Here is a 21,812-nt window from a genome sequence, read left to right as displayed (position 1 = left end):
TATGTTTCCGGTCGTCAGGGCAACCGTGCGGCAGGAGAACAGACCCGTGTCGGCAGAGCAGAAATTCGTTTACGACTTCACCGAGGGCAACAAGGATCTCAAGGACCTGCTCGGCGGGAAGGGTGCGAACCTCGCCGAGATGACCAACCTCGGTCTCCCGGTCCCTCCCGGGTTCACCATCACCACCGAGGCCTGCAAGGTCTACCTGGAGACCGGCGACGAGCCGGCCTCGCTCCGCGACGAGGTGAGTGCGCACCTCGACGCGCTGCAGCAGCAGATGGGCAAGCAGCTCGGCGACTCGGCCGACCCGCTGCTGGTCTCGGTCCGCTCGGGTGCCAAGTTCTCCATGCCCGGGATGATGGACACCGTCCTCAACATCGGACTGTCCGACGCCTCGGTGAGCGGCCTGGCCGCCCAGTCCGGCAATGACCGCTTCGCCTGGGACTCCTACCGCCGCCTGATCCAGATGTTCGGCAAGACCGTGCTGGGCGTGGAGGGCGACCTGTTCGAGGAGGCGCTGGAGCGGGCCAAGCAGGCCAAGGGCACCAGCGACGACCTGGACCTGGACGCCGCCGACCTCAAGGCGATCGTCGAGGACTTCAAGGCCATCGTCCGCGACCACACCGGCCGCGACTTCCCGCAGGACCCGCGCGAGCAGATGGACCTCGCCGTCCACGCCGTCTTCGACAGCTGGAACAGCGACCGGGCCAAGCTCTACCGCCGCCAGGAGCGCATCCCCGGCGACCTGGCCACCGCCGTCAACATCTGCTCCATGGTCTTCGGCAACCTGGGCTCCGACTCCGGCACCGGCGTCGCCTTCACCCGCGACCCGGCCAGCGGCCACCAGGGCGTCTACGGCGACTACCTGCAGAACGCGCAGGGCGAGGACGTGGTCGCCGGCATCCGCAACACCATGCAGCTGGCTGAGCTGGAGGGGCTGGACAAGGCCTCCTACGACCAGCTGATGGCCATCATGGAGACCCTGGAGAACCACTACCGGGACCTCTGCGACATCGAGTTCACCATCGAGCGCGGCAAGCTGTGGATGCTGCAGACCCGGGTCGGCAAGCGCACCGCCGCGGCCGCCTTCCGGATCGCCGTCCAGCTGGTCGACCAGGGCCTGATCGACCTGGACGAGGCCCTGCACCGGGTCACCGGCGGCCAGCTGGCCCAGCTGATGTTCCCCCGTTTCGACGAGAAGACCAAGGCCGAGCGCGTCGCCTGGGGCATCGCCGCCTCGCCCGGCGCGGCCGTCGGCAAGGCCGTCTTCGACTCCTACACCGCGGTCAAGTGGTCCCGCTCCGGCGAGCAGGTGATCCTGGTCCGCCGGGAGACCAACCCGGACGACCTGGACGGCATGATCGCCGCCGAGGGCATCCTCACCTCCCGCGGCGGCAAGACCTCGCACGCGGCCGTGGTCGCCCGCGGCATGGGCAAGACCTGTGTCTGCGGCGCCGAGGAACTGGAGGTCGACACCAAGAAGCGCCGCTTCATGACCGCCGACGGCAAGGTGGTGGAGGAGGGCGACCTGATCTCCATCGACGGCTCCACCGGCAAGGTCTACCTGGGCGAGGTCCCGGTGGTCCCCTCCCCGGTGGTGGAGTACTTCGAGGGCACCCTGCACGCCGGCGCCGACGAGGAGGGCGGCCTGGTCCAGGCGGTGCACCGGCTGATGGCCCACGCCGACGTCCGCCGCAAGCTCCGGGTCCGGGCCAACGCCGACAACGCGGACGACGCCAACCGCGCCCGCCGCTTCGGCGCCCAGGGCATCGGGCTGTGCCGCACCGAGCACATGTTCCTCGGCGAGGAGCGGCGCAAGGAGGTCGAGCACCTGATCCTGGCCGACAACGACAAGGACCGCGAGTCGGCCCTGGCGACGCTGATGCCGCTGCAGAAGGGCGACTTCGTCGAGCTGTTCCAGGCCATGGACGGACTGCCGGTGACGGTGCGGCTGCTCGACCCGCCCCTGCACGAGTTCCTGCCCGACATCACCGAGCTCTCGGTGCGGGTCGCCCTCGCCGAGGCCCGCAAGGACCCCAACGAGAACGACCTGCGGCTGCTCCAGGCCGTGCACAAGCTGCACGAGGCCAACCCGATGCTCGGCCTGCGCGGGGTACGCCTCGGCCTGGTCATCCCCGGCCTGTTCGGGATGCAGGTGCGGGCCATCGCCGAGGCCGCCGCAGAGCGCCGCCGCGGCGGCGGGGACCCCCGCCCCGAGGTGATGATCCCGCTGGTCGGGACGGTGCAGGAGCTGGAGATAGTGCGGGACGAGTGCGAGCAGGTGCTGCGCGAGGTCCAGGCCGCGACCGGGGTCAAGCTCGACATCAAGCTCGGCACGATGATCGAGCTGCCGCGCGCCGCGCTGACCGCCGGTCAGATCGCCGAGGCGGCGGAGTTCTTCTCCTTCGGCACCAACGACCTGACCCAGACGGTGTGGGGCTTCTCCCGGGACGACGTGGAGGCCTCCTTCTTCACGGCCTACCTGGAGAAGGGCATCTTCGGGGTCTCCCCGTTCGAGACCATCGACCGCGACGGAGTCGGCGCCCTGGTCAAGCACGCCGTGAAGGAGGGCCGGGCGACCCGCCCCGACCTCAAGCTCGGCGTCTGCGGCGAGCACGGCGGCGACCCGGACTCGGTCCACTTCTTCCACCAGGCCGGGCTGGACTACGTGTCCTGCTCGCCCTTCCGGATCCCGGTGGCGCGCCTGGAGGCAGGCCGCGCCGCCATCGAGACCGCGGGCAGCGACTCGCGCTGACAAACCCTCACCGGAGCCCCTCACTCCGGTTGTCAGCGCGAGGCAACCCCTCCCAACACCCCCGTCCCCGACCAAGGATGAGGGCCGGGAGGGGGCTGCCCGCCCAAGCACGGCGGCGCTCGGCGCAGAGTACCCGCCGTACGGCCGGGGCTGTGGGACGGACAATGGCGTCCGTCCCACCGCCCCGGCCTCTTTTGCGTGCCGGTCTCTTTTGCGCGCCGGGCTACGCCGAGATGAGCGGTCTGGACGGCTCCACCGCGATCCGCGGAGTGGCGACGCGCAGCTCCAGCTGGACCCGGGCCACCGGCCACTCCTCGTCCAGGATCGAGTAGAAGGCCGTGCCCCGGACCAGGCCGTCGAGCCCGCGGGTGTGGGCCCGGTGGACCCCTTCCAGCACCGCGCCCAGCCGCTCGATCGCCGCGCGGGACCGCGCGTTGCGGGCGTCGGCGCGCATGGAGATCCGGCGCACGCCCCAGACGTCGAAGGCATGACGCAGCATCAGCAGCTTGGCCTCGGTGTTGATGCCGGTGCCCTGCGCCCTCGCGGACAGCCAGGTGGCGCCGATCTCGGCGGCGTCCGGGATCGCCGCCAGCGGATCGCCGACCGGGCCGCGGGGGGCCGGCGGCCAGATCACCGGGCCCTGCCAGTAGTCCAGCTCGCAGAACCGGGTCGAGCCGACCACCGTGCCGTCACTGACCCGGACGGTGGCGAAGGGCACGGCGCGGCCGGCCTCCTGGGCGGCCAGCGCTTCCGCCACGTAGCGGGCGGTCGCCTCGATGCCGTGCGGGACGGGGGTGAAGGCGTAACTGCTGCGGTCCTCCGCCGCCGCGGCGGCGAGGGGTTCGATGTGACGTACGTCGAGTGGCTCCAGCCGCACCGAGCGGCCGACGAGGGAGACAGGTACGGGCACGGGCCTTGTGTCCTTCAGGCGGCGGGACATGGGGGTGCGCCCAGCGGTTCCGGGTACGGCGACGGAGCGCGTCAGCCGTGGCGGCGCGGGGAGCGAGGGGACAGTTTCTGTCCGGGAGATGGCCGAGGAAGGAACGAGAGCGCGAAGGACAGCGGGCGGCCAGGTGAAGGCAAGGTGCGATACGAGGGTGCTGCGGGGTCGTGCGGGGGTACAGCTGTGGCAAGGTCTGCGGACGGCAGCGATGCAGTGCAGCGAGAGGACCATACCCGCAGTCGACGCCCAAGTCACTCCGGCTCGCGGCGGTGAACGGGAACGGCTCCGGGTGGGGGTGGATTCGGGAATACTGCGCTGGTCGGGGATGCTGGTGGCTGTGTAGTGGAGTTCGCCCGCAGCGAGGTGCGGACCTCGGGAGATTGGGTTCACCGTGCTTGATCCGAAGGCGCTGTACGCATTCGAGCCGCAGGCTCTGGAGGCCGTCGAGACGGCTTTCGGCGCAGGCGCGCACGCGGGCGCGGGGGAGAGCTCTGGCACCGGTCCGGTCCTGCTGCACTTCTTCGAGGGCTTCATGGACGCCGGCGAGGTCGGCGAGCAGGTCGTCGACCACCTCCTGGAGGACCCCGAGCGCAAGCGACTGGTCCGCTTCGACGCCGACCGGCTGGTCGACTACCGGGCCAGGCGGCCCGCGATGGTCTTCGACCGGGACCGCTGGACCAGCTACGACGCCCCCGCCCTCGACCTCTACCTGCTGCACGACTCGGTCGGCGCGCCGTTCCTGCTGCTGAGCGGCCCGGAGCCGGACGTGGAGTGGGAGCGCTTCGCCACGGCCGTGCGCCAAGTGGTGGAGCAGCTGGGCGTGCGGCTCGCGGTGAACTTCCACGGCATCCCCATGGGCGTCCCGCACACCCGCCCGGTCGGGCTGACCCCGCACGGCAACCGGGAGGACCTGCTCGGGCTCTACCCGCGCTGGTTCGAGAAGGTGCAGGTGCCGGCCAGCGTCGCGGCGATGCTGGAGTACCGCCTGGCCGAGCACGGCCACGACGTGCTGGGCTTCGCCGCGCACGTCCCGCACTACCTGGCGCGCACCCCCTACCCGCAGGCCGCCGTGGCGGTGCTGGAGGCCGTCCAGGCGGCCACCGGGCTGGTGCTGCCGGGGCTGTCGCTGCGGGCCAAGCTGGACGAGGTCCGCGCCGACATCGACCAGCAGATCGCCGAGGGCGACGACGAGCTGCGCGGCGCCGTCATCGGCCTGGAGCAGCAGTACGACGCCGTCGCCGGCGCGGCCGACCGGGAGAACTTGCTGGCGGAGCCGGCCGACCTGCCCTCGGCCGACGAGCTCGGCCGCGCCTTCGAGGCGTTCCTGGCGGAGCAGGGCGACACCCCGGGGGCCTCGGGGGACGTCCAGTAGCTCCTCCGACCCGCGTCGGCCAAGTCCGCCGGCCCGGCTGCTCAGTGGTGGGCGGCGCTCGGCGAGGCGTGCTTGGGCGTCGGCTCCTTCTTCGGAGCCGGCGCCTTCTTCTTGGGCGGGACGACCACGTGGGCCGGGTCGAGCTCGTTGCTCATCCAGTGCAACGCGGTCGGGAGCATCCGCAGCCAGGTGTTGGGGCTGTGGCCGCCGGTGGCCAGCACCAGGGGCTCGGCGACCAGGGTCGGCGGGATGGCCACCCGCTGCAGCGCGGTCAGATTGGACGGTGGGCTGGAACGGTCCTTCGCCGATGTGGCCAGGAACAGCGAGACGCGCGGCCACTTGGCCGCCAGTTCCAGCGGACTGTTCTGCTTGCGCAGGGTGGGGTCGGTCAGTACGGAGGGGTCGCCGGCGAAGGGGTCGGGGCTCATCGCCGCCGCGGTGGCGAACAGGTTCGGGTACTGCATGGCGAGCTTGACCGAGCACAGGCCGCCGGTGGAGAAGCCGATCAGCCCCCAGGCCTTGGCCTCCGGCAGGACCCGGAACTGGCTGTGGATCAGCTCGGGCACGTCCTTGGCCAGCCAGGTGGCGTTCTTCCTGGTGGGGGTGTCGCTGCAGTCGGTGTCGATGCCGCCCGGGTCGATCACCGGCATCACCACGATGGCCGGTTTGACCTCGCCGTCCGCCATCATCTTGGCGATGGTGCCGGGCATGCCCATGCCCTCGACCCAGGACAGCGGCGAGCCGGGGACGCCGTGCAGCATCATGATCACCGGAAAGCTCTTGTTGCGGTACTGCCGCTCGTCGTACTGCGGCGGGGTCCAGACCAGGACCTGGCCGGAGAGCTTGGAGTGGGTGCCGTGGACGTAGGTCTCCAGCAGGCCGTTGGCGGAGCGGGTGAACATCGCCCGGTCCGGCGGCGGACCCGGCATGGCGGCGGTCTGGGTGCCGTTGTCGCGTCCCAGCAGGTCGTTCCAGTCGGTGTAGAGGCCGTAGCTGTTGTTGATCCACACCGCCACCACGGCGATGGCGGTGACCTGGCAGATGGCGATCATGACGATCCTGGTCAGCCAGCGCACCGGACGGGGCCCGCGGACCGCGCCCCAGGCGAACAGCGTGGCCACCATTGCCAGTGCCGTGGCCGCGATGAGGACGTAGAAGAAAGCCGTCCCGGTCAGACTCATGGGTCAGGCCCCCTGCGTTCTCGACACTGCAATCTGTGCGGGGGCTGAGCCGTCCCGTCGTATTGGCACCTTAACCGACAGAAGTGGGTCAATTGTCCAGGAAGGTAAGAGCACGCAGCCGTGGCTCCGCGGAGGCGGCGGACGAGTGCGGCATACTGCCGAAAACAGGGGCACGGAGACGCTTGGTGACGGCCTGTCGCCTTACCAGGGTCAAGGAAACGGCCGTGTCGACCTGCGGAGGTGTACGGGTCGCCTGATCGGTGCATATCATCCGACCCGTTAGTTTGTCCGGAAAGGAGCGCGTCGACGTGACCCGTTCGCAGTGGCGTGTGCTCACGCGCGTCGCCGGTGTGGTCGCGTTCACGGTCTGCTTCGCCCTGGCGCTGGAGTACAGCCAGGGCAGGACGGGCTCGGCCGCCCCCGCCAGGCCGTCGCCGCGGTCGGCGCCGGCCGCCGACGCCCTGGTAGCGGTGCCCGCCGTGCTGGCCGGGCCACGGGTGGCCGCCACGGCGGGGACCAGCGCGAGCTTCACCGGGCTGCCGAGTGTCGGTGCCCTCTTCGGCGCCGACGGGGCGAAGGCGGCGGACAGCCACCACTTCTGCTCGGCCAGTGTCGTCGACAGCCCGGGCGGCAATGTGGTGGCGACGGCGGCGCACTGCGTGGTGACGCCGGGCGGCAAGACCGACGCGCCCGCTCAGGTGGTCTTCGTCCCGGGCTACCACGACAAGCAGGAGCCCTACGGGGAGTGGACCTCCGCCCGGATCCTGGTCGACCCGCGCTGGGCCGCGGACGGGGACCCCGACTACGACGTGGCCTTCCTGGTCGTCGAGCGTGCCGGTGATCCCTCGGCCCGGCTGTCGGACCTCGTCGGCGCCCAGGGGATAGCGTTCGGGACCCAGCTGCCGCAGCCGGTCGGGGTGATCGGCTACCCCTCGGCCGCGGAGCAGCCGGTGGCCTGCCACAACACGCTGAAGCCGTACTCGCCCACCCAGTCCGAGTTCGACTGCCCCGGCTACGCCGACGGCAGCAGCGGCGGCCCGATGCTGACCGGGATCGACGCACGGACCGGGCGGGGCACCCTGGTCGGCGTCATAGGGGGCTACGAGCAGGGCGGCTACACCGACTCCGTCTCCTACGCCAGCTCCTTCGGCGACGCCGTCAAGGCCCTCTACGAACAAGCCACCGTCCTGGGCTGATGCCCGCCGATGCCCCGCGCACCCCGCGATGGTTACTCACCGCCGACCCCGCATCCCCGTGAGAGCCGGGAAACGCGGTGTGACGGGGGTGCAACTGGCTGGAAACACCCGTCCGGCAGGCTGGGCGCCATGACGCCGACCGACTCCACACCCGACGAGGGCCCGCTCGGCAGCAGCCATGCCGAGCTGATCGCGGAGATCGCCCACCGCTTCACGCCCCGCCCCGCGGACCCGCCCCGGCGCCTGCACGCCGTCGGACCGCGGTCCCCGCGGACCGCCCCGCGGCCGGTGCTGGTGGCCGTGGCGCACGGCTCCCGCGACCCCGCCGCGCTGGCGACCGCGCTGCGGCTGCTGGACCGGGTCCGCGCCACGCGCCCGGGGCTCGACGTCCGGCTGGCCCATCTGGACCTGAACGAGCCCCGGCTCGACGACGTCCTCGGCGGCCTGCCCCGGTCCGGCCGCAGCGAGGTGGTGCTGGTCCCGCTGCTGCTGGGGCGCGGCTACCACATGCGCATCGACATCCCCGAGCAGCTGGCGCGCCACCCGCACCTGGACGCCGCCGTCGCCGCGCCGCTCGGCCCGCACCCGCTGCTCGCCGAGGCGCTGCAGCTGCGGCTGGCCGAGGCGGGCTGGGACGACCCGGAGAACGTCAGGCTGCGCCGGCGCGAGGCCAGGGACGCCGTCGTGCTCGCCGCCTCCGGGTCCAAGGACCCGGCCTCGGCCAAGGACGCGCAGACCCAGGCGCTGCTGCTGGCCGCCAGGCTGCACGTCCCGGTGGTGCCCGCGTTCGTCTCGGCGGCCGCGCCGACGGTGCCCCAGGCGGTGGCCGCACTCTGCGCCCGCGGCTACCGGCGGATCGCCGTGGCCTCCTACTTCGCCGCCCCGGGGGACTTCGCCCGGCTGGCCGCCGCCGCTGCGCCCTGGCTGGTCGCGGCACCGCTCGGGGCCCAGGAGGCGATGGCCGCGCTGGTGCTGGAGCGCTACGACCGGGCCGCGGCCGGACACCGCGTCCTGGCTGCCGCGCAAGCGGTCTGACGATCACTCCGGAGGCGTGTCCCGCGGTTTCTGTCGTACCGGCCGGATACGGTTTCCGGATATGGACGACATGGAACAGGCCAGCGCCGGCTACACCACGGCGGCGCAGGCCCGCTGGGTGGAGGAGCCGGACAAGCGACCGGGCCGGACCGCCTTCCAGCGGGACCGGGCCCGGGTGCTGCACTCCGCCGCGCTGCGCCGGCTGGCCGGAACGACCCAGGTCGTCGCCCCGCTGGCCAGCGACTTCCCGCGGACCCGGCTGACCCACTCGCTGGAGTGCGCCCAGATCGGCCGGGAGCTGGGCGCCGCGCTGGGCTGCGACCCGGACCTGATGGAGACGGCCTGTCTGTCCCACGACATCGGCCACCCGCCGTTCGGCCACACCGGCGAGCAGGCCCTGGACCGGGCCGCCGCCGGCTGCGGAGGCTTCGAGGGCAACGCCCAGAGCCTGCGCATCCTGACCCGGCTGGAACCCAAGCGGTTCGACGACCTCCCCGGCGGCGACGGCCGCAGCGTCGGGCTGAACCTCACCCGGGCCGCGCTGGACGCCGCCACCAAGTACCCCTGGACCAGGGGCAGCCACCCCGAACTCCCGCAGAAGTACGGCGTCTACACCGACGACCTGGCCGTCTTCGACTGGCTGCGCCAGGGCGCGCCGGAGCTCCACCGCTGCTTCGAGGCCCAGGTGATGGACTGGTCCGACGACGTCGCCTACTCCGTCCACGACGTCGAGGACGGTCTGCAGGCCGGCCATGTCGAGCCGGCCGCGCTGCGCTCGGCCACCGAGCGGGCCGAACTGTTCGAGGTCGCCGCCCAGTACGCCCCCGGCGCGACGGAGGACGAACTGGCCGAGGCGCTGGACCGGCTGCAGGCCGAGGACTGGTGGCCGGACAGCTACGACGGCTCGGCCCGGGGCCGGGCCGCCCTCAAGGACGCCACCAGCCAGCTGATCGGACGTTTCTGCACCGCCGCCGAGCAGGCCACCCGGGCCCGCTACGGCCCCGGCCCGCTCAGCCGCTACCGGGCCGACCTGATCGTCCCGCGCGGGGTCCGGCTGGAGTGCGCGGTGCTCAAGGCCGTCGCGGTCCGCTATGTGATGCAGCGTGACGACCAGGGACAGCTGCGCACCTGGCAGCGCGCGGTGATCGGGGAGCTGGCCGAGGCGCTGGTCGCCGCCGCGCCGGTCGGCCTGGACCCGGTGTTCCGGGCGCTCTACGAGGAGGTCGCGGACGACGCGGGCCGGCTGCGCGCGGTGGTGGATCAGATCGCCACCCTGACCGACGCCTCGGCGGCCGCCCGGCACCGGGAGTTCGCCGCCGGGTAGCCGAGCACGCGTGCGGTTGTTTGCCTGGGCTTTGCCGCGGCCTTTTCCGCGGGGCACACCAGGCGCTATGAAGGTTGCGGGCCGAACGGACGAAGGAGACCACGATGGTGGAAGCACACGAGACCCATGTCATCGTCGGGGCCGGGCTGGCGGGGGCCAAGGCCGCCGAGACCCTGCGCGCCGAGGGCTTCACCGGACGGGTCATCCTGGTCGGCGAGGAGCGTGAGGCACCGTACGAGCGCCCCGGTCTGTCCAAGGGCTTCCTCACCGGCGCCGCCTCCCGGGACGACCTCTTCGTCCACGACTCGCACTGGTACACCGAGCACGACATCGAGCTGCGGATCGGCGACCCGGCGACCCGGCTGGACCGGCAGTCCCGGACCCTCCAGCTCGCCGACGGCACCGTGCTCACCTACGACAAGCTGCTGATCGCGACCGGCTCGGCGCCGCGCACCCTGGACGTCCCCGGGATCGACCTCGGCGGGGTCCACTACCTGCGCAAGCTGCCCGACGCCGAGCGGCTGCGGGCCTCGCTGCAGACCCTGGGCCGGGAGAACGGCCGGCTGCTGCTGGTCGGCGCGGGCTGGATCGGCCTGGAGGTCGCCGCGGCGGCGCGCGGCTACGGGGCCGAGGTCACCGTCGTCGAGCCGCAGCCGACCCCGCTGCACGGGGTGCTCGGCCCCGAGCTCGGCGAGTTCTTCGCCCGGCTGCACGAGGACCGCGGCGTGCACTTCCACTTCGGCGCCGGGGTCACCGAGATCGAGGGCGAGGACGGCATGGTGCTGGCCGCGCACACCGACGACGGCGACGAGCACCCGGCGCACGCGGTGCTGATCGGCATCGGCGCCGCCCCGCAGACCGCCCTCGCCGAGGCCGCCGGGCTGGCCCTCGCCCCGCGCGAGGAGGGCGGCGGCATCGCCGTGGACTCCGCGCTGCGCAGCTCCGACCCGGACGTCTTCGCGGCCGGCGACGTCGCGGCGGCCGAGCACCCGCTGTTCGGACGGCGGCTGCGGGTCGAGCACTGGGCCAACGCGCTCAACGGCGGCCCGGCGGCGGCCCGGTCGATGCTGGGGCAGCCGGTGGTCTACGACCGGGTCCCCTACTTCTTCTCGGACCAGTACGACCTCGGCCTGGAGTACTCCGGCTACGCCGCCTCCGGCTCCTACGACCACGTGGTGGTGCGGGGGGACGCCGGCAAGCGGGAGTTCATCGCCTTCTGGCAGGACCCGGACGGCCGGGTGCTGGCCGGGATGAACGTCAACGTCTGGGACGTGGCCGGCGGCATCCAGCAGCTGGTCCGCTCCGGGCGCCCGATCGACCCGGACCGGCTGGCCGACCCGGCGATCCCGCTCGGCGAGCTCTGAGCCGACCGCCGGGCGGACAGCTGAGCTCCCGCGCACCGTCCGGCACTGTCGGCCCCCGGGCATACACTGCACGACGTGGCAGGTCGGATCAGGGACGAGGACGTGGACGCGGTTCGGGCCGCCGTCCGGATCGATGCTGTCGTGGGGGAGTACGTCCAGCTCACCAATGGCGGCGGCGGCCAGCTCAAGGGACTCTGCCCGTTCCACGACGAGAAGTCGGCGTCGTTCTACGTGAACCCGAGCAAGGGCGTCTACAGCTGCTTCGGCTGCCAGGAGAGCGGGGACACCCTCGGCTTCGTGATGAAGATCGAGCACCTGTCGTTCGTGGAGACGGTCGAACGGCTGGCGCCCACCGTCGGCATCACCCTGCGCTACGAGGGCGGCGGCTACCAGCCGGGCCAGCAGAAGGGCGAGCGGACCAGGCTGCTGGAGATCAACAAGATCGCCGCCGCCTGGTTCACCGAGCAGCTGAGCAGCCCCGAGGCCGAAATCGGTCGGCGCTTCCTGAAGGAGCGGGGCTTCGAGGCCGAGGCCGCCGCGCACTTCAGCCTGGGCTACGCCCCCGGCGGCTTCGAGCACCTCACCCGCTTCCTGCGCGGCCGCGGCTTCTCCGACCGCGAACTGCTGCTCTCCGGCATCTGCTCGGAGGGGCAGCGCGGCCCGATGGACCGCTTCCGCGGCCGGCTGGTCTGGCCGATCCGTGACATCACCGGCGAGGTCGTCGGCTTCGGCGCACGCAAGCTGCGCGAGGACGACAACGGCCCCAAGTACCTGAACACCCCGGAGACCCCGCTCTACAAGAAGTCCAACGTCCTGTACGGGATCGACCTGGCCAAGAAGGACATCGCCAAGACCGGCCGGGCGGTGGTGGTCGAGGGCTACACCGATGTGATGGCCTGTCACCTCGCGGGCGTCACCACGGCGGTGGCCACCTGCGGCACCGCCTTCGCCGAGGACCACATCAAGATCCTGCGCCGGCTGCTGATGGACACCTCGGCCTACCGCGGCGAGGTGGTGTTCACCTTCGACGGCGACGCGGCCGGGCAGAAGGCCGCGCTGCGGGCCTTCGAGGACGACCAGAAGTTCGCCGCCAGGACCTCCATCGCCATCAGCCCCGGCGGGATGGACCCCTGCGAACTGCGGCTGGCCCAGGGCGACGAGGCGGTGCGCACGCTGATCGAGCACCCGGTCCCGCTGTTCCTGTTCGCCATCCGCGCCGCCGTCGCCAGCCACAACCTGGAGACCGCGGAAGGCCGTTCGGCCGCGCTGGAGCAGGCCGCGCCGATCGTCGCCCGGATCAAGGACGGTTCGATCCAGCACGACTACGCGGTCCAACTCGCCGGCATGGTCGGCATCCTGGACGAGCAGTTCGTGGTCCGCCGGGTCAACCAGCTGGCCCGCTGGCAGCGCGAGCGGGACCAGCAGGCGGCGCGCTCGGGCGTCCGCCGCCAGGGCCAGCAGCAGGGCCAGGCCCCCGCCGCGGCGGCGCCGATGCGCCCGGCGTACCGGCTCAACCCGCGCGACCCGGCCCAGTTCGTGGAGCGGGAGCTGCTGAAGCTCGCGCTCCAGCACCCGGTGCTGGTCGCCCCCACCTTCGACTTCTACGCCCAGGACGAGTTCCCCACCCCGCCCTACGCCGCGGTGCGGGCCGCCATCGCCGCGGCCGGCGGTGTCGAGGCCGGGGCGGCCGCGCCCGACGCCTGGTCCGGCCTGGTCCGCGCGGCTGCGCCGGACGACGGCGTGCGCGGGCTGATCACCGAGCTGACCGTGGAGCCGGTCCGCACCCGCCGCGCCGCCGACGCGGTCTACGCCGGGGAGTTCCTGGTCAAGCTGCGGCTGCAGGCGGTGGACCGACGGGTCGCCGACTGCCGCGCCCACCTCCAGCGGCTCGGCCCCCGGGCCACGCCGGAGCAGCTCTCGGCCGTCCAGGGCGAGCTCTGGGCGCTCCAGCAGTACGGCCAGTCGCTGCGCGAACGCGGCGCCGCCGCGCTCTAGCGGGCCTGCGCGCGGTGCGTACCCGCGTCGCCGCAGGCGTTCAGCGGCACATGCCAGTCACGGTGCGTACCGAGAAAGTCCGCGCACACGTCTCTGCCTGAGCGTCAGCACAGGAGCACACTGGGTTGCGGTGCCCGACTCATCAGAGCGCGAGACCGTCGAGCCCGGCGGAACCTCGCCTACCGTGTCACGGACGGAGGGCGGCGAGGCCCCCGCCGTCCCGATGCAGCGTGCTCTGCCGCCCTCCTCCAGGCTCCGCAGTTCCTCGAACGGTCCCAGCCCCGGCCAGCAGGCGTCGGCCCCCTCGTCCGCAGTGCGACATCCGGCGCCGGAAGGGAAGGACGTGGACCTCGCCACGGCCATCCGCCCAGCCCCGCAGGACAGTCCCGAGCAGTCCGCGCAGGCGCAGCCCGCCGCGCCCGACGAGCCGCCGCCCGAACTCCTCCTCGTCGACGAGGAGGTCGACCTCATCGACGGGCCCGCCGTCGACGGGGCGGTCGGGCCCGCGGACCGGACCGGCGACCGCGCCGACGACCGCTCGGACGCCCCGGTCCCGTCCCTCGACGACACCGCCGGGCCCTCCGCCGACCTGTTCCGCCAGTACCTCCGCGAGATCGGCCGCATTCCGCTGCTCACCGCGGTCGACGAGGTGGAGCTGGCCCGCCAGGTCGAGGCCGGGCTCTTCGCCGAGGAGTACCTCAACGCCCGCCCCGGCCTGGACGACGACCGCCTGGTCGGCGATCTGGACCGGCTGATCGTGCTGGGCCGGATCGCCAAGCGCCGGCTCATCGAGGCCAATCTGCGCCTGGTCGTCTCGGTGGCGAAACGCTACGTCGGACGCGGCCTGACCATGCTCGACCTGGTGCAGGAGGGCAACCTCGGCCTGATCCGCGCGGTCGAGAAGTTCGACTACGCCCGCGGCTACAAGTTCTCCACCTACGCCACCTGGTGGATCCGGCAGGCGATGAGCCGGGCGCTGGCCGACCAGGCCCGGACCATCCGGGTGCCGGTGCACGTGGTGGAGCTGATCAACCGGGTGGTGCGGGTGCAGCGGCGGCTGCTCCAGGAGCGCGGCAGCGAGCCCACCCCGGCCGAGGTGGCCGCGGTGCTGGAACTGCCGGCCGAGCGGGTGGTCGAGGTGCTGCGGCTGGCCCAGGAGCCGGTCTCGCTGCACGCGCCGGTCGGCGAGGAGGACGACGTCGCGCTCGGTGACCTGATCGAGGACGGCGACGCGACCTCCCCGGTGGAGTCGGCCGCGTTCATCCTGCTGCGCCAGCACCTGGAGGCGGTGCTCTCCACCCTCGGCGAACGCGAGCGCCGGGTGGTCCAGCTCCGCTACGGGCTGATCGACGGGCGCCCGCGCACCCTGGAGGAGATCGGGCGGATGTTCGGGGTGACCCGCGAACGGATCCGCCAGATCGAGTCCAAGACGCTCAACAAGCTGCGCGACCACGCCTTCGCCGACCAGCTCCGCGGCTACCTCGACTAGGGGTGCCCGGCGCTAGCCCAGCTCGGGGTGGGCCTGCGACCGTACCGCGGCGAACTGCTGGCGCACCGCGCGGCCGACGCTGACGTCCTCGCCCGGGTCGATGGTCACCGCGTCGCGCAGCGGCCACGCGGGCGGCAGGGCCGTGCCCGCCAGCGCCCAGGCGGCCTGGCGGGCGGCCCCGATCGCGGCGTAGTCGCCGGGCGCGGGGACCACCACCGGCACGCCCAGGACCAGCGGCGCGATGCTCTGCACGGCGGCCAGCCGCCCGGCGGAGCCGGTCAGGAACACCCGACGGATCGTCACCCCGTGGCTCCTGAGCACGTCCAGCGCGTCCGCGAGCCCGCACAGCATGCCCTCGACCGCCGCCCTGGCCAGGTGCTCCGGACGCATCGACTCGATCCGCAGCCCGGCCAGGGTGCCGGCCGCGTGCGGCAGCCTCGGGGTGCGCTCGCCGTCCAGGTAGGGGAGCAGCACCAGCCCGTACGAGCCGGGGGTGGAGCGCAGCGCCAGGTCGCTGAGCCCGGACGCGTCGGTGCGCAGCAGTTCGGCGGTGGCCTGCAGCACCCGGGCCGCGTTCAGCGTGGTGACCTGCGGCAGATGGCGTCCGGTGGCGTCGGCGAAGCTGGTGACGATGCCGGCCGGGTCGATGACGGGCTTGTCGTGGACGGCGTGGATGGTGCCGTTGCTGCCGAGGGAGACCATCGCGTCGCCGGGCTCCAGGCCGAGGCCGAGCAGGGTCGCCATGGTGCTGCCGGTGCCGGCCGAGATCAGCAGGCCCTCCGGGCTGTGCCCGGCGGCCTCGGCGGGACCGAGCACATCGGGCACGGCGGCCTCGTGGCCGAGGGCCAGCGCCAGCAGTTCGCCCCGGTAGCGGCCGGTCGCGGAGGACCAGTAGCCGGTGCCGGAGGCGTCGCCGCGGTCGGTGGTGCGCCGGGCCGGGTGGCCCAGCAGCTGCCACACCAGCCAGTCGTGCGGGAGCAGGACCTCGGCGACGCGGTGGGCCGACTGCGGTTCGTGCTCGGCCAGCCAGCGGAGCTTCGCGATGGTCGAGCCGGTGGTGGGCACCCCGCCGACCGCCTCGGTCCAGGCGCTGGGACCGCCGAGGGCGGACACCAGCTGGGCCGCCGCGCTGGCGGCGCGCGGGTCGGCGCGCAGCAGCGCCGGGCGCACCAGCACCCCGCCGGCGTCCTGGACCAGCACGCCCTGCTGCTGGGCGCTGACGCCGATGGCCCGTACCCCTTCGAGCATCCCGCCGTCGGCGGCGGTGCCCAGCGAGCGGAGCCAGGACTGCGGGTCGATCTCGGCCACCGAGCTCCCCGCCGCGGCCGCACCGGGGTGCGGGGCACGGCTCTCGCGCAGGACGGCGCCCGTGTCGGTGTCGCAGACCACGATCCTGGTGTTCTGGGTGGAGCAGTCGATGCCAGCCGAAATCGCCATAGCACGAGATCATGCCGCACCCAGGAGGCCGACAGCACCACCCCGGCGCGTGGGTACGCGCCCGGGCCCGTCGCGGGCGGCTGTCTCGACGGCTACTGCCCGGTGCTCCCCCAGGCGTCGTTCTTCGCGGCAGCGGTGCGTTCCCGCAGGTAGGGGACCCGATCGGTGACCGAGGTGGGCAACTTGTCGCCGACCCGGCCGGCCACCGCGTCGGCGGCCCGGCCCGCCGCGCCGCCCGCCGCGTCCTTGGCGCTGCGGGTGGCGCTCTGCACGGCCGGCGTCTGCGAGAGATCACGGGCGGTCTTGCGGAGCTGCTCGTAGCGTTCGCGTCCGGCTCGGGTGCCGAGTACGTAGCCGAGGGCCAGCCCCATGATGAAAGTGAGCTTGCGCATGTCGCCTCCACCTCTCTCCGTGCGGGGGCCCGCCGGCTCCGTCCGGGTCCGCGCCGCATCCTGCTTCGGAGCCTACGGGGCTCGTCCGGGCTCGCCTACCCGCCACGACGAGGGCCGAACCAGGCAGGTACGGGTGGGGCGGGGGTAACGATTGGCGGAGCACCCCCCTACGTGCGCTAATGTATGACCCGCAGCAAGCGCCGCCCAGCAGTCCGACGGAGTCGGGTCGGGTCGTCGCAGCCGTACTTTCCCCCATAGCTCAATTGGCAGAGCAGCCGACTGTTAATCGGCAGGTTATTGGTTCGAGTCCAATTGGGGGAGCTGCCGGAAGCCAGACCGGCGAGATGAACGATCCTCCATAGCTCAATTGGCAGAGCAGCCGACTGTTAATCGGCAGGTTATTGGTTCGAGTCCAATTGGAGGAGCTCCACCCGGAGGCCCCGACCACGGTCGGGGCCTCCGTCGTCGCGTCCGGAAGCCGTCGCCCGAACGTGCTTGACCTGGAGCGCGCTCCAGCAGCCAGACTCCCTGTCAGGGCCCGCAAGTGACGGGCCGTGACCGGAGGAGTACCCGTGCGCAACCGTACGATCGGCACCGACCCCGCCACCCGCCGTGACGTGAGCGTGCTCAGCCTCGGCGCCATGCGGATGGGCAGCAGCACCGACGAGGCGACCTCCTTCGCCATCCTGGACCGCTACGTCGAGGCCGGTGGCAACTTCATCGACACCTCCGACAACTACGCCTTCTGGGACGACGGAAGCCAGGGCGGCCAGAGCGAGGAACTGCTCGGACGCTGGCGCCGCAGCCGTGGGATCGGGGACGAGGTCACCATCGCGACCAAGCTCGGCGCCCGTCCGCTGGCTCCTGGCACCGGCTACATCGACAACCCCGAGGGGCTGTCGGCCAAGGTGATCCGCGAGTCCGCCGAGCGCAGCCGGGAGCGGCTGGGCCTGGACCGGCTGCCGCTGCTCTACGCCCACATCGAGGACCCGCGGGTGGAGCTGCGGGAGACCGTGGAGGGCTTCGCCGAGCTGGTCGCCGAGGGCACCGTCGGGCTGCTGGGCGTCAGCAACCACTGGGCCTGGCGGGTGGAGCGGGCCAGGAACATCGCGGCGGCGGCCGGACTGCCGGGCTACGAGGTGCTGCAGTACCGCCACACCTACCTGCGCCCGCGCGCCGACCTGCCGGGCCAGCTCTCCCGGGACGGCGACCACGGACTGGTCGGCGCCGACCTGCTCAGCTACCTGCGGGAGGACCCCCGGCTGACCATGGTCGCCTACTCCCCGCTGGCCGACGGCGGCTACACCCGCAGCGACAAGCCGCTGAACGCCGCCTTCGACCACCCCGGCACCGAGGTCAGGCTGGCGGCGCTGCGCCAGGTCGCCGGCGAGACCGGGGCCACCCTCAACCAGGTGGTGCTGTCCTGGCTGATCGGCGGTGAGGTCCCGATCCTCCCGTTGGTCGGCGCCTCCTCGGTGGCCCAGCTGGAGGAGAGCCTGGCCGCCGTCGACCTGGAACTGACGGAGGACCAGCGCACCCGCCTGGACGCCGCCCGCTGACCCCGGGAGACGCCCGGCCGGCCCGCGGACCGTCGACGAGGTGCGGCGCGGGCCAGACCCGTTCGAGTGGAAAAGGGCCCCGCGATGCATGCATCGCGGGGCCCTTCATCTAACGTAGTGGCTGATCTGATCAAGCCCTACTGCCTGCGGTGGGGCGGGTGGGACTCGAACCCACGACCAAGGGATTATGAGTCCCCTGCTCTAACCGGCTGAGCTACCGCCCCCTGGCAACCCGGTCGGCGGACCGTCCGGGGATCCCATGCACGCGGACCAGTAGCGAACATACTGACTGATCGTCGTACATCAGGACGAGCGGCTCTGGTGAGCACCGCTCGCCGCAGCATAGCTGGTGGGACGCGCTGTTCGCGCGGGGGGTTCCTATTGGGTGGATCTTTCCAGGGGGCCCACAGGGCATTCGCGCTGCGCCGGCAGGGCTGCCGTGAGCCGTAGCTCGGCCGCGTGACGGCAGCGCAGCAACCGGGTGACGGCGACCCCGAGCAGGAGGAGGCCGAAGACCGAGTAGACCGAGGAGAGCGGCTGCTCCCAGGAGTGCAGCCGGAGGCTGGCGTCCGGGCTGTGCGGCGCCAGCCACATGCTGAAGCCCAGGAAGCAGACCAGGGCTCCGCCGAGGACCGGTCGCCAGCGCAGGTGGCGCAGGTCCTGCGGCCGGGCCTGCTCCGCCGCGGCCTCGGCGGCCAGCAGGACCAGGATGGGGACGCACCAGACCCAGTGGTGGGTCCAGCTGATCGGCGAGATCAGCAGCGCGGTGACGGCCGCGCAGACCACGCCCCAGGCCTCGGCGCGGGGGAGGTGCTGCCGGTTGCGCACGATGGCGGCGGCAGTGCCGAGGCCGGCCAGTGCGGTCAGTGCGGCGAGGACCGCCCAGGACAGGGTGGGGTCGGGTTCGTGCAGCAGCCGGGCCAGGGTGCCGCGCACCGACTGGTTGTCGGAGATCTGGGTCCGCCCGACCCGGTGCGAGTCGTAGAGGTAGTGGGTCCAGAAGTGCCAGGAGTCGTTCGGCAGCGCGATCCCGCCGAGCAGCACGGTGCCGAGGAAGGCGGCGAAGGAGGTGAGCGCCGCCCGGGGCCGGCCGGTGAGCAGCAGGTAGACGCCGAAGAGGCCGGGGGTGAGCTTGATCCCGGCGGCGACGCCGATCAGCAGCCCCTTGCGGCGCGAGCCGTCGGGCCGGTTGAGGTCGGCCAGGACCAGGCAGGCGAGCAGCAGGTTGATCTGCCCGTACTTGAGCGTCGTCCAGACCGGTTCCAGCCAGACGCCCAGCCCCACGGCGAGGACCACCGCCTGGGGCCGCAGCGGGCGCCGGGGCCAGCCGACGAGCCGGAAGGCGAGCTGGGCCAGCGTGCCCAGCAGGGCGAAGTTGCCGACCGTGACCAGCACCCGCAGCACGCCGACCGGGACGAAGGAGGTGGGGACGAACAGCAGCGCCGCGAACGGCGGATAGGTCGCGGAGAGGTTGAACTGCGGCACGACCATGGCGTAGAGGTCCTGGCCGTGGCGCACGGTGTCGCCCTCGGCGCGGTAGACCACCATGTCCACCATGTCTACCCGGGTGAAGTGGCGCACCACCGCGTAGCCGAGCAGGGAGATCAGGGTGCCGCCGACGACCCACCGCGTCGAGCGGCGCGGGTCGGGCCGAATACGGTCCGGGGATTCCCCCGTACGGCCGAGCCGAGGACCGCCGTCCAGGCCTTCGACGCTCCGTGTGACCGTGCCGTGCTGACTGCCGTCCACTGCGTTGACTGCCACATCCCCCGCCATGTCCCCCGTTGGAATCCCGCGTCCGACGAGTCCCCTGTCGACTCGTCATCCGCGGGAGTCTAGCGGCTGGCCCGGACCGGAACGTCCCCCCGGCAGGAGGGGAAGGAGTCATCCTTTGGGATCACAAATGGCTCTGATCTGCGCCTTTTCGTACACCGACGCAGGCGGGCTCAGTGCTGCTGCGCGCCCTCGACGATGCGCTGCAGCAGGTCGCGCAGCTGCTCGCGCTCGGTCGGCTCCAGGGCCGCCAGCGGCGCGCGGGCGAAGTTCAGCGACTCGCGGAGCTCCTCGGAGGCGGTGCGGCCGGCCTCGGTCGCGGCGACGCGCTTGATCCGCCGGTCGTCGGGGTCGGCCTGACGCGCCACCAGGCCGCGCAGCTCCAGCCGGTCGACGATGCCGGTGATGTTGGAGGGCTCGCAGCTCAGCGTCTGGGCGATCTGCCGCATCGGCATCGGTCCGCGCCGCAGCAGGGCCAGCACCTTGGCCTGGGCGCCGGTGAGCGAGCGGGCCGAGGCGGCCTCCTCGTACTCCTTGTGGAAGAGCGCGACCAGGTTGGCCATCAGGTCGACGACTTCGAGGGAGAGCGGATCCAGCTGCTGCGACATACGCTCAGGGTAGCTGAATATTTGACATGGTGAACCTTTCTGCAGCAAGGTTGCTTTCGGTAGTCAACTAAAGACGTAGTCAATGAACGAGAAAGTAAAGGAACCCGTCATGGCGCAGCAGACCCTTCCCGCGACCGGCCGTGAGTGGCATCTGGCGGCCCGGCCCAGCGGCTGGCCGACCCCCGAGGACTTCGCGCTGGTCGAGGCGCCGGTGTCGGCGCCCGGGGCCGGGCAGATCGTGGTCCGCAACGAGTTCCTGTCGGTCGACCCCTATATGCGGGGCCGGATGAACGACGTGAAGTCCTACGTCCCGCCGTTCCGGCTCGGCGCGGTGATGGACGGCGGCGCGGTCGGCCGGGTGGTCGCCTCCGAAGCCGAGGGCTTCGCGGTGGGCGACGCCGTGCTGCACGGTCTGGGCTGGCGCGAGTACGCCACCCTGGACGCCGCCAAGGCGGTCAAGGTGGACGACTCGCTGCCGCTGCAGGCTTACCTGGGCGTGCTCGGCATGACCGGGCTCACCGCCTACGCGGGGCTGCTGGAGGTCGGCTCGTTCAAGGAGGGCGAGGCGGTCTTCGTCTCCGGCGCCGCCGGTGCCGTGGGCAGCATGGTCGGCCAGATCGCCAAGCTCCGCGGCGCCTCGCTGGTCGTCGGCAGCGCCGGCTCGCCGGAGAAGGTCCGCAAGCTGGTCGACGAGTTCGGCTTCGACGCCGCCTTCGACTACAAGGCCGGACCGGTCGCCGAGCAGCTCGCCAAGGCCGCTCCCGAGGGCATCGACGTCTACTTCGACAACGTCGGCGGTGAGCACCTGGAGGCCGCCATCGGCGCCCTGACGCTGCGCGGCCGCGCGGTGCTGTGCGGGGCGATCGCCCAGTACAACGAGGCCGGCGCCCCGGTCGGACCGCGCAACCTGGCGCTGGCGATCGGCAAGCGGCTGCGCCTGGAGGGGATGCTGGTCGGCGACCACTACGCGCTGCAGCCGGCCTTCGCCGCCGAGGTCGGCGGCTGGCTGCGGGAGGGCAGGCTGCACGTGGAGGAGACCGTGGTGGACGGCTTCGAGCACAGCGTGGACGCCTTCATCGGGATGCTGCGCGGGGCCAACACCGGCAAGATGCTGGTGCGCGTGGAGGGCTGACGCCCCCTCGGCTGCGGCGGCCGCCCGGCCGTCGTTTGCCCAGGCCCCGCCCCGGCTCCTGCCCCGGCCGTCGCCCTTCGCAGTGGAGGGCTACGGCCGGGGTGCGCCCGGATGTGCGCGGGCAGGATGCGGGAGCGGGCGCGGGAGCCGTGCGGGAACGGCGCGGGGAGGGGCGAAAGGGTTTCGGCGGTCCGTTTACTTCTGCGCAATCTATTGACGATCCCCACATGTGAGCGTTAACAATTGACCACGCCGCC

At 72.4% G+C, this 21,812-nt stretch carries 16 protein-coding genes and 3 tRNA genes; 12 read left to right on the top strand and 7 right to left on the bottom strand.

The window, feature by feature from the left end; all coding sequences use genetic code 11:
* Position 1: 1 nt before the first annotated feature.
* The gene (gene ppdK / locus ABUW04_RS25005; RefSeq protein WP_380566681.1) at positions 2-2,755 is read left to right on the top strand and encodes a pyruvate, phosphate dikinase; all 2,754 of its coding nucleotides are present in this window, start codon (positions 2-4) and stop codon (positions 2,753-2,755) included.
* A 223-nt stretch (positions 2,756-2,978) separates the two neighbouring features.
* Here the strand turns inward: ppdK and ABUW04_RS25000 are convergent, their stop codons facing one another.
* The gene (locus ABUW04_RS25000; protein WP_030250974.1) at positions 2,979-3,665 is read right to left on the bottom strand and encodes a GNAT family N-acetyltransferase; all 687 of its coding nucleotides are present in this window, start codon (positions 3,663-3,665) and stop codon (positions 2,979-2,981) included.
* Positions 3,666-4,089: 424 nt separating this feature from the next.
* Here ABUW04_RS25000 and ABUW04_RS24995 point away from each other — a divergent pair, with 424 nt between their 5' ends.
* On the top strand, positions 4,090-5,070 hold the full coding sequence (locus tag ABUW04_RS24995) for a proteasome assembly chaperone family protein (RefSeq protein ID WP_030250977.1): 981 nt from the start codon (positions 4,090-4,092) through the stop codon (positions 5,068-5,070).
* Between the two features lie 41 nt (positions 5,071-5,111).
* On the opposite strand, the gene ABUW04_RS24990 is transcribed toward ABUW04_RS24995, so the two are convergent.
* Positions 5,112-6,251, bottom strand: coding sequence for an alpha/beta hydrolase (locus ABUW04_RS24990; RefSeq protein ID WP_063757442.1), 1,140 nt, complete (start codon positions 6,249-6,251; stop codon positions 5,112-5,114).
* Between the two features lie 308 nt (positions 6,252-6,559).
* On the opposite strand from ABUW04_RS24990, the gene ABUW04_RS24985 reads away from it, so the two are divergent.
* The 6 genes from ABUW04_RS24985 to ABUW04_RS24960 all read left to right on the top strand — a co-directional run bounded on the left by ABUW04_RS24985 (position 6,560) and on the right by ABUW04_RS24960 (position 14,654).
* Positions 6,560-7,447 carry a trypsin-like serine peptidase gene (locus ABUW04_RS24985; RefSeq protein ID WP_051724965.1) on the top strand — a complete coding sequence of 296 codons (888 nt, stop codon included), beginning with the start codon at positions 6,560-6,562 and terminating at the stop codon, positions 7,445-7,447.
* Between the two features lie 129 nt (positions 7,448-7,576).
* Positions 7,577-8,482, top strand: a complete 906-nt coding sequence (locus ABUW04_RS24980; protein WP_380566680.1) for a sirohydrochlorin chelatase — start codon at positions 7,577-7,579, stop codon at positions 8,480-8,482.
* A gap of 61 nt (positions 8,483-8,543) precedes the next feature.
* Positions 8,544-9,806, top strand: coding sequence for a deoxyguanosinetriphosphate triphosphohydrolase (locus tag ABUW04_RS24975; RefSeq protein WP_380566679.1), 1,263 nt, complete (start codon positions 8,544-8,546; stop codon positions 9,804-9,806).
* A 104-nt stretch (positions 9,807-9,910) separates the two neighbouring features.
* A complete protein-coding gene (locus tag ABUW04_RS24970) occupies positions 9,911-11,170 on the top strand; it encodes an NAD(P)/FAD-dependent oxidoreductase (protein ID WP_380566678.1) in 1,260 nt (419 codons plus the stop codon).
* A gap of 75 nt (positions 11,171-11,245) precedes the next feature.
* On the top strand, positions 11,246-13,165 hold the full coding sequence (gene dnaG / locus ABUW04_RS24965; RefSeq protein ID WP_030250994.1) for a DNA primase: 1,920 nt from the start codon (positions 11,246-11,248) through the stop codon (positions 13,163-13,165).
* A 130-nt stretch (positions 13,166-13,295) separates the two neighbouring features.
* On the top strand, positions 13,296-14,654 hold the full coding sequence (locus tag ABUW04_RS24960) for an RNA polymerase sigma factor (RefSeq protein ID WP_030250997.1): 1,359 nt from the start codon (positions 13,296-13,298) through the stop codon (positions 14,652-14,654).
* A 12-nt stretch (positions 14,655-14,666) separates the two neighbouring features.
* On the opposite strand, the gene ABUW04_RS24955 is transcribed toward ABUW04_RS24960, so the two are convergent.
* Together ABUW04_RS24955 and ABUW04_RS24950 are read right to left on the bottom strand one after the other, a co-directional pair.
* On the bottom strand, positions 14,667-16,091 hold the full coding sequence (locus ABUW04_RS24955) for an FGGY family carbohydrate kinase (RefSeq protein WP_030251000.1): 1,425 nt from the start codon (positions 16,089-16,091) through the stop codon (positions 14,667-14,669).
* 92 nt (positions 16,092-16,183) lie between these two features.
* On the bottom strand, positions 16,184-16,483 hold the full coding sequence (locus ABUW04_RS24950; protein ID WP_030251003.1) for a hypothetical protein: 300 nt from the start codon (positions 16,481-16,483) through the stop codon (positions 16,184-16,186).
* Positions 16,484-16,731: 248 nt separating this feature from the next.
* Between ABUW04_RS24950 and ABUW04_RS24945 the strand changes: the two genes are divergently transcribed.
* From ABUW04_RS24945 to ABUW04_RS24935, 3 genes are all read left to right on the top strand, one after another.
* Positions 16,732-16,804: transfer RNA gene (locus ABUW04_RS24945), tRNA-Asn, on the top strand.
* 31 nt (positions 16,805-16,835) lie between these two features.
* A tRNA-Asn gene (locus ABUW04_RS24940) sits at positions 16,836-16,908 on the top strand.
* A 147-nt stretch (positions 16,909-17,055) separates the two neighbouring features.
* Positions 17,056-18,042 (top strand): aldo/keto reductase, encoded by a 987-nt coding sequence (locus ABUW04_RS24935; RefSeq protein WP_380566677.1) that lies wholly within the window; start codon positions 17,056-17,058, stop codon positions 18,040-18,042.
* A 150-nt stretch (positions 18,043-18,192) separates the two neighbouring features.
* Here ABUW04_RS24935 and ABUW04_RS24930 read toward each other — a convergent pair.
* The 3 genes from ABUW04_RS24930 to ABUW04_RS24920 form a co-directional block, all read right to left on the bottom strand.
* Positions 18,193-18,266, bottom strand: a tRNA-Ile gene (locus tag ABUW04_RS24930).
* Between the two features lie 154 nt (positions 18,267-18,420).
* The gene (locus ABUW04_RS24925) at positions 18,421-19,806 is read right to left on the bottom strand and encodes a glycosyltransferase 87 family protein (RefSeq protein ID WP_380566676.1); all 1,386 of its coding nucleotides are present in this window, start codon (positions 19,804-19,806) and stop codon (positions 18,421-18,423) included.
* Between the two features lie 182 nt (positions 19,807-19,988).
* The gene (locus tag ABUW04_RS24920; RefSeq protein ID WP_030251010.1) at positions 19,989-20,423 is read right to left on the bottom strand and encodes a MarR family winged helix-turn-helix transcriptional regulator; all 435 of its coding nucleotides are present in this window, start codon (positions 20,421-20,423) and stop codon (positions 19,989-19,991) included.
* A gap of 109 nt (positions 20,424-20,532) precedes the next feature.
* Here ABUW04_RS24920 and ABUW04_RS24915 point away from each other — a divergent pair, with 109 nt between their 5' ends.
* Positions 20,533-21,555, top strand: a complete 1,023-nt coding sequence (locus tag ABUW04_RS24915) for an NADP-dependent oxidoreductase (protein ID WP_030251012.1) — start codon at positions 20,533-20,535, stop codon at positions 21,553-21,555.
* Positions 21,556-21,812 lie beyond the last annotated feature (257 nt).

This window comes from Streptacidiphilus jeojiensis (assembly GCF_042510965.1).
Classification (GTDB): Bacteria; Actinomycetota; Actinomycetes; order Streptomycetales; family Streptomycetaceae; genus Streptacidiphilus; species Streptacidiphilus jeojiensis.
Note: the sequence above shows the minus strand (reverse complement) of the source record. Positions and strands in the feature narration are given on the sequence as shown.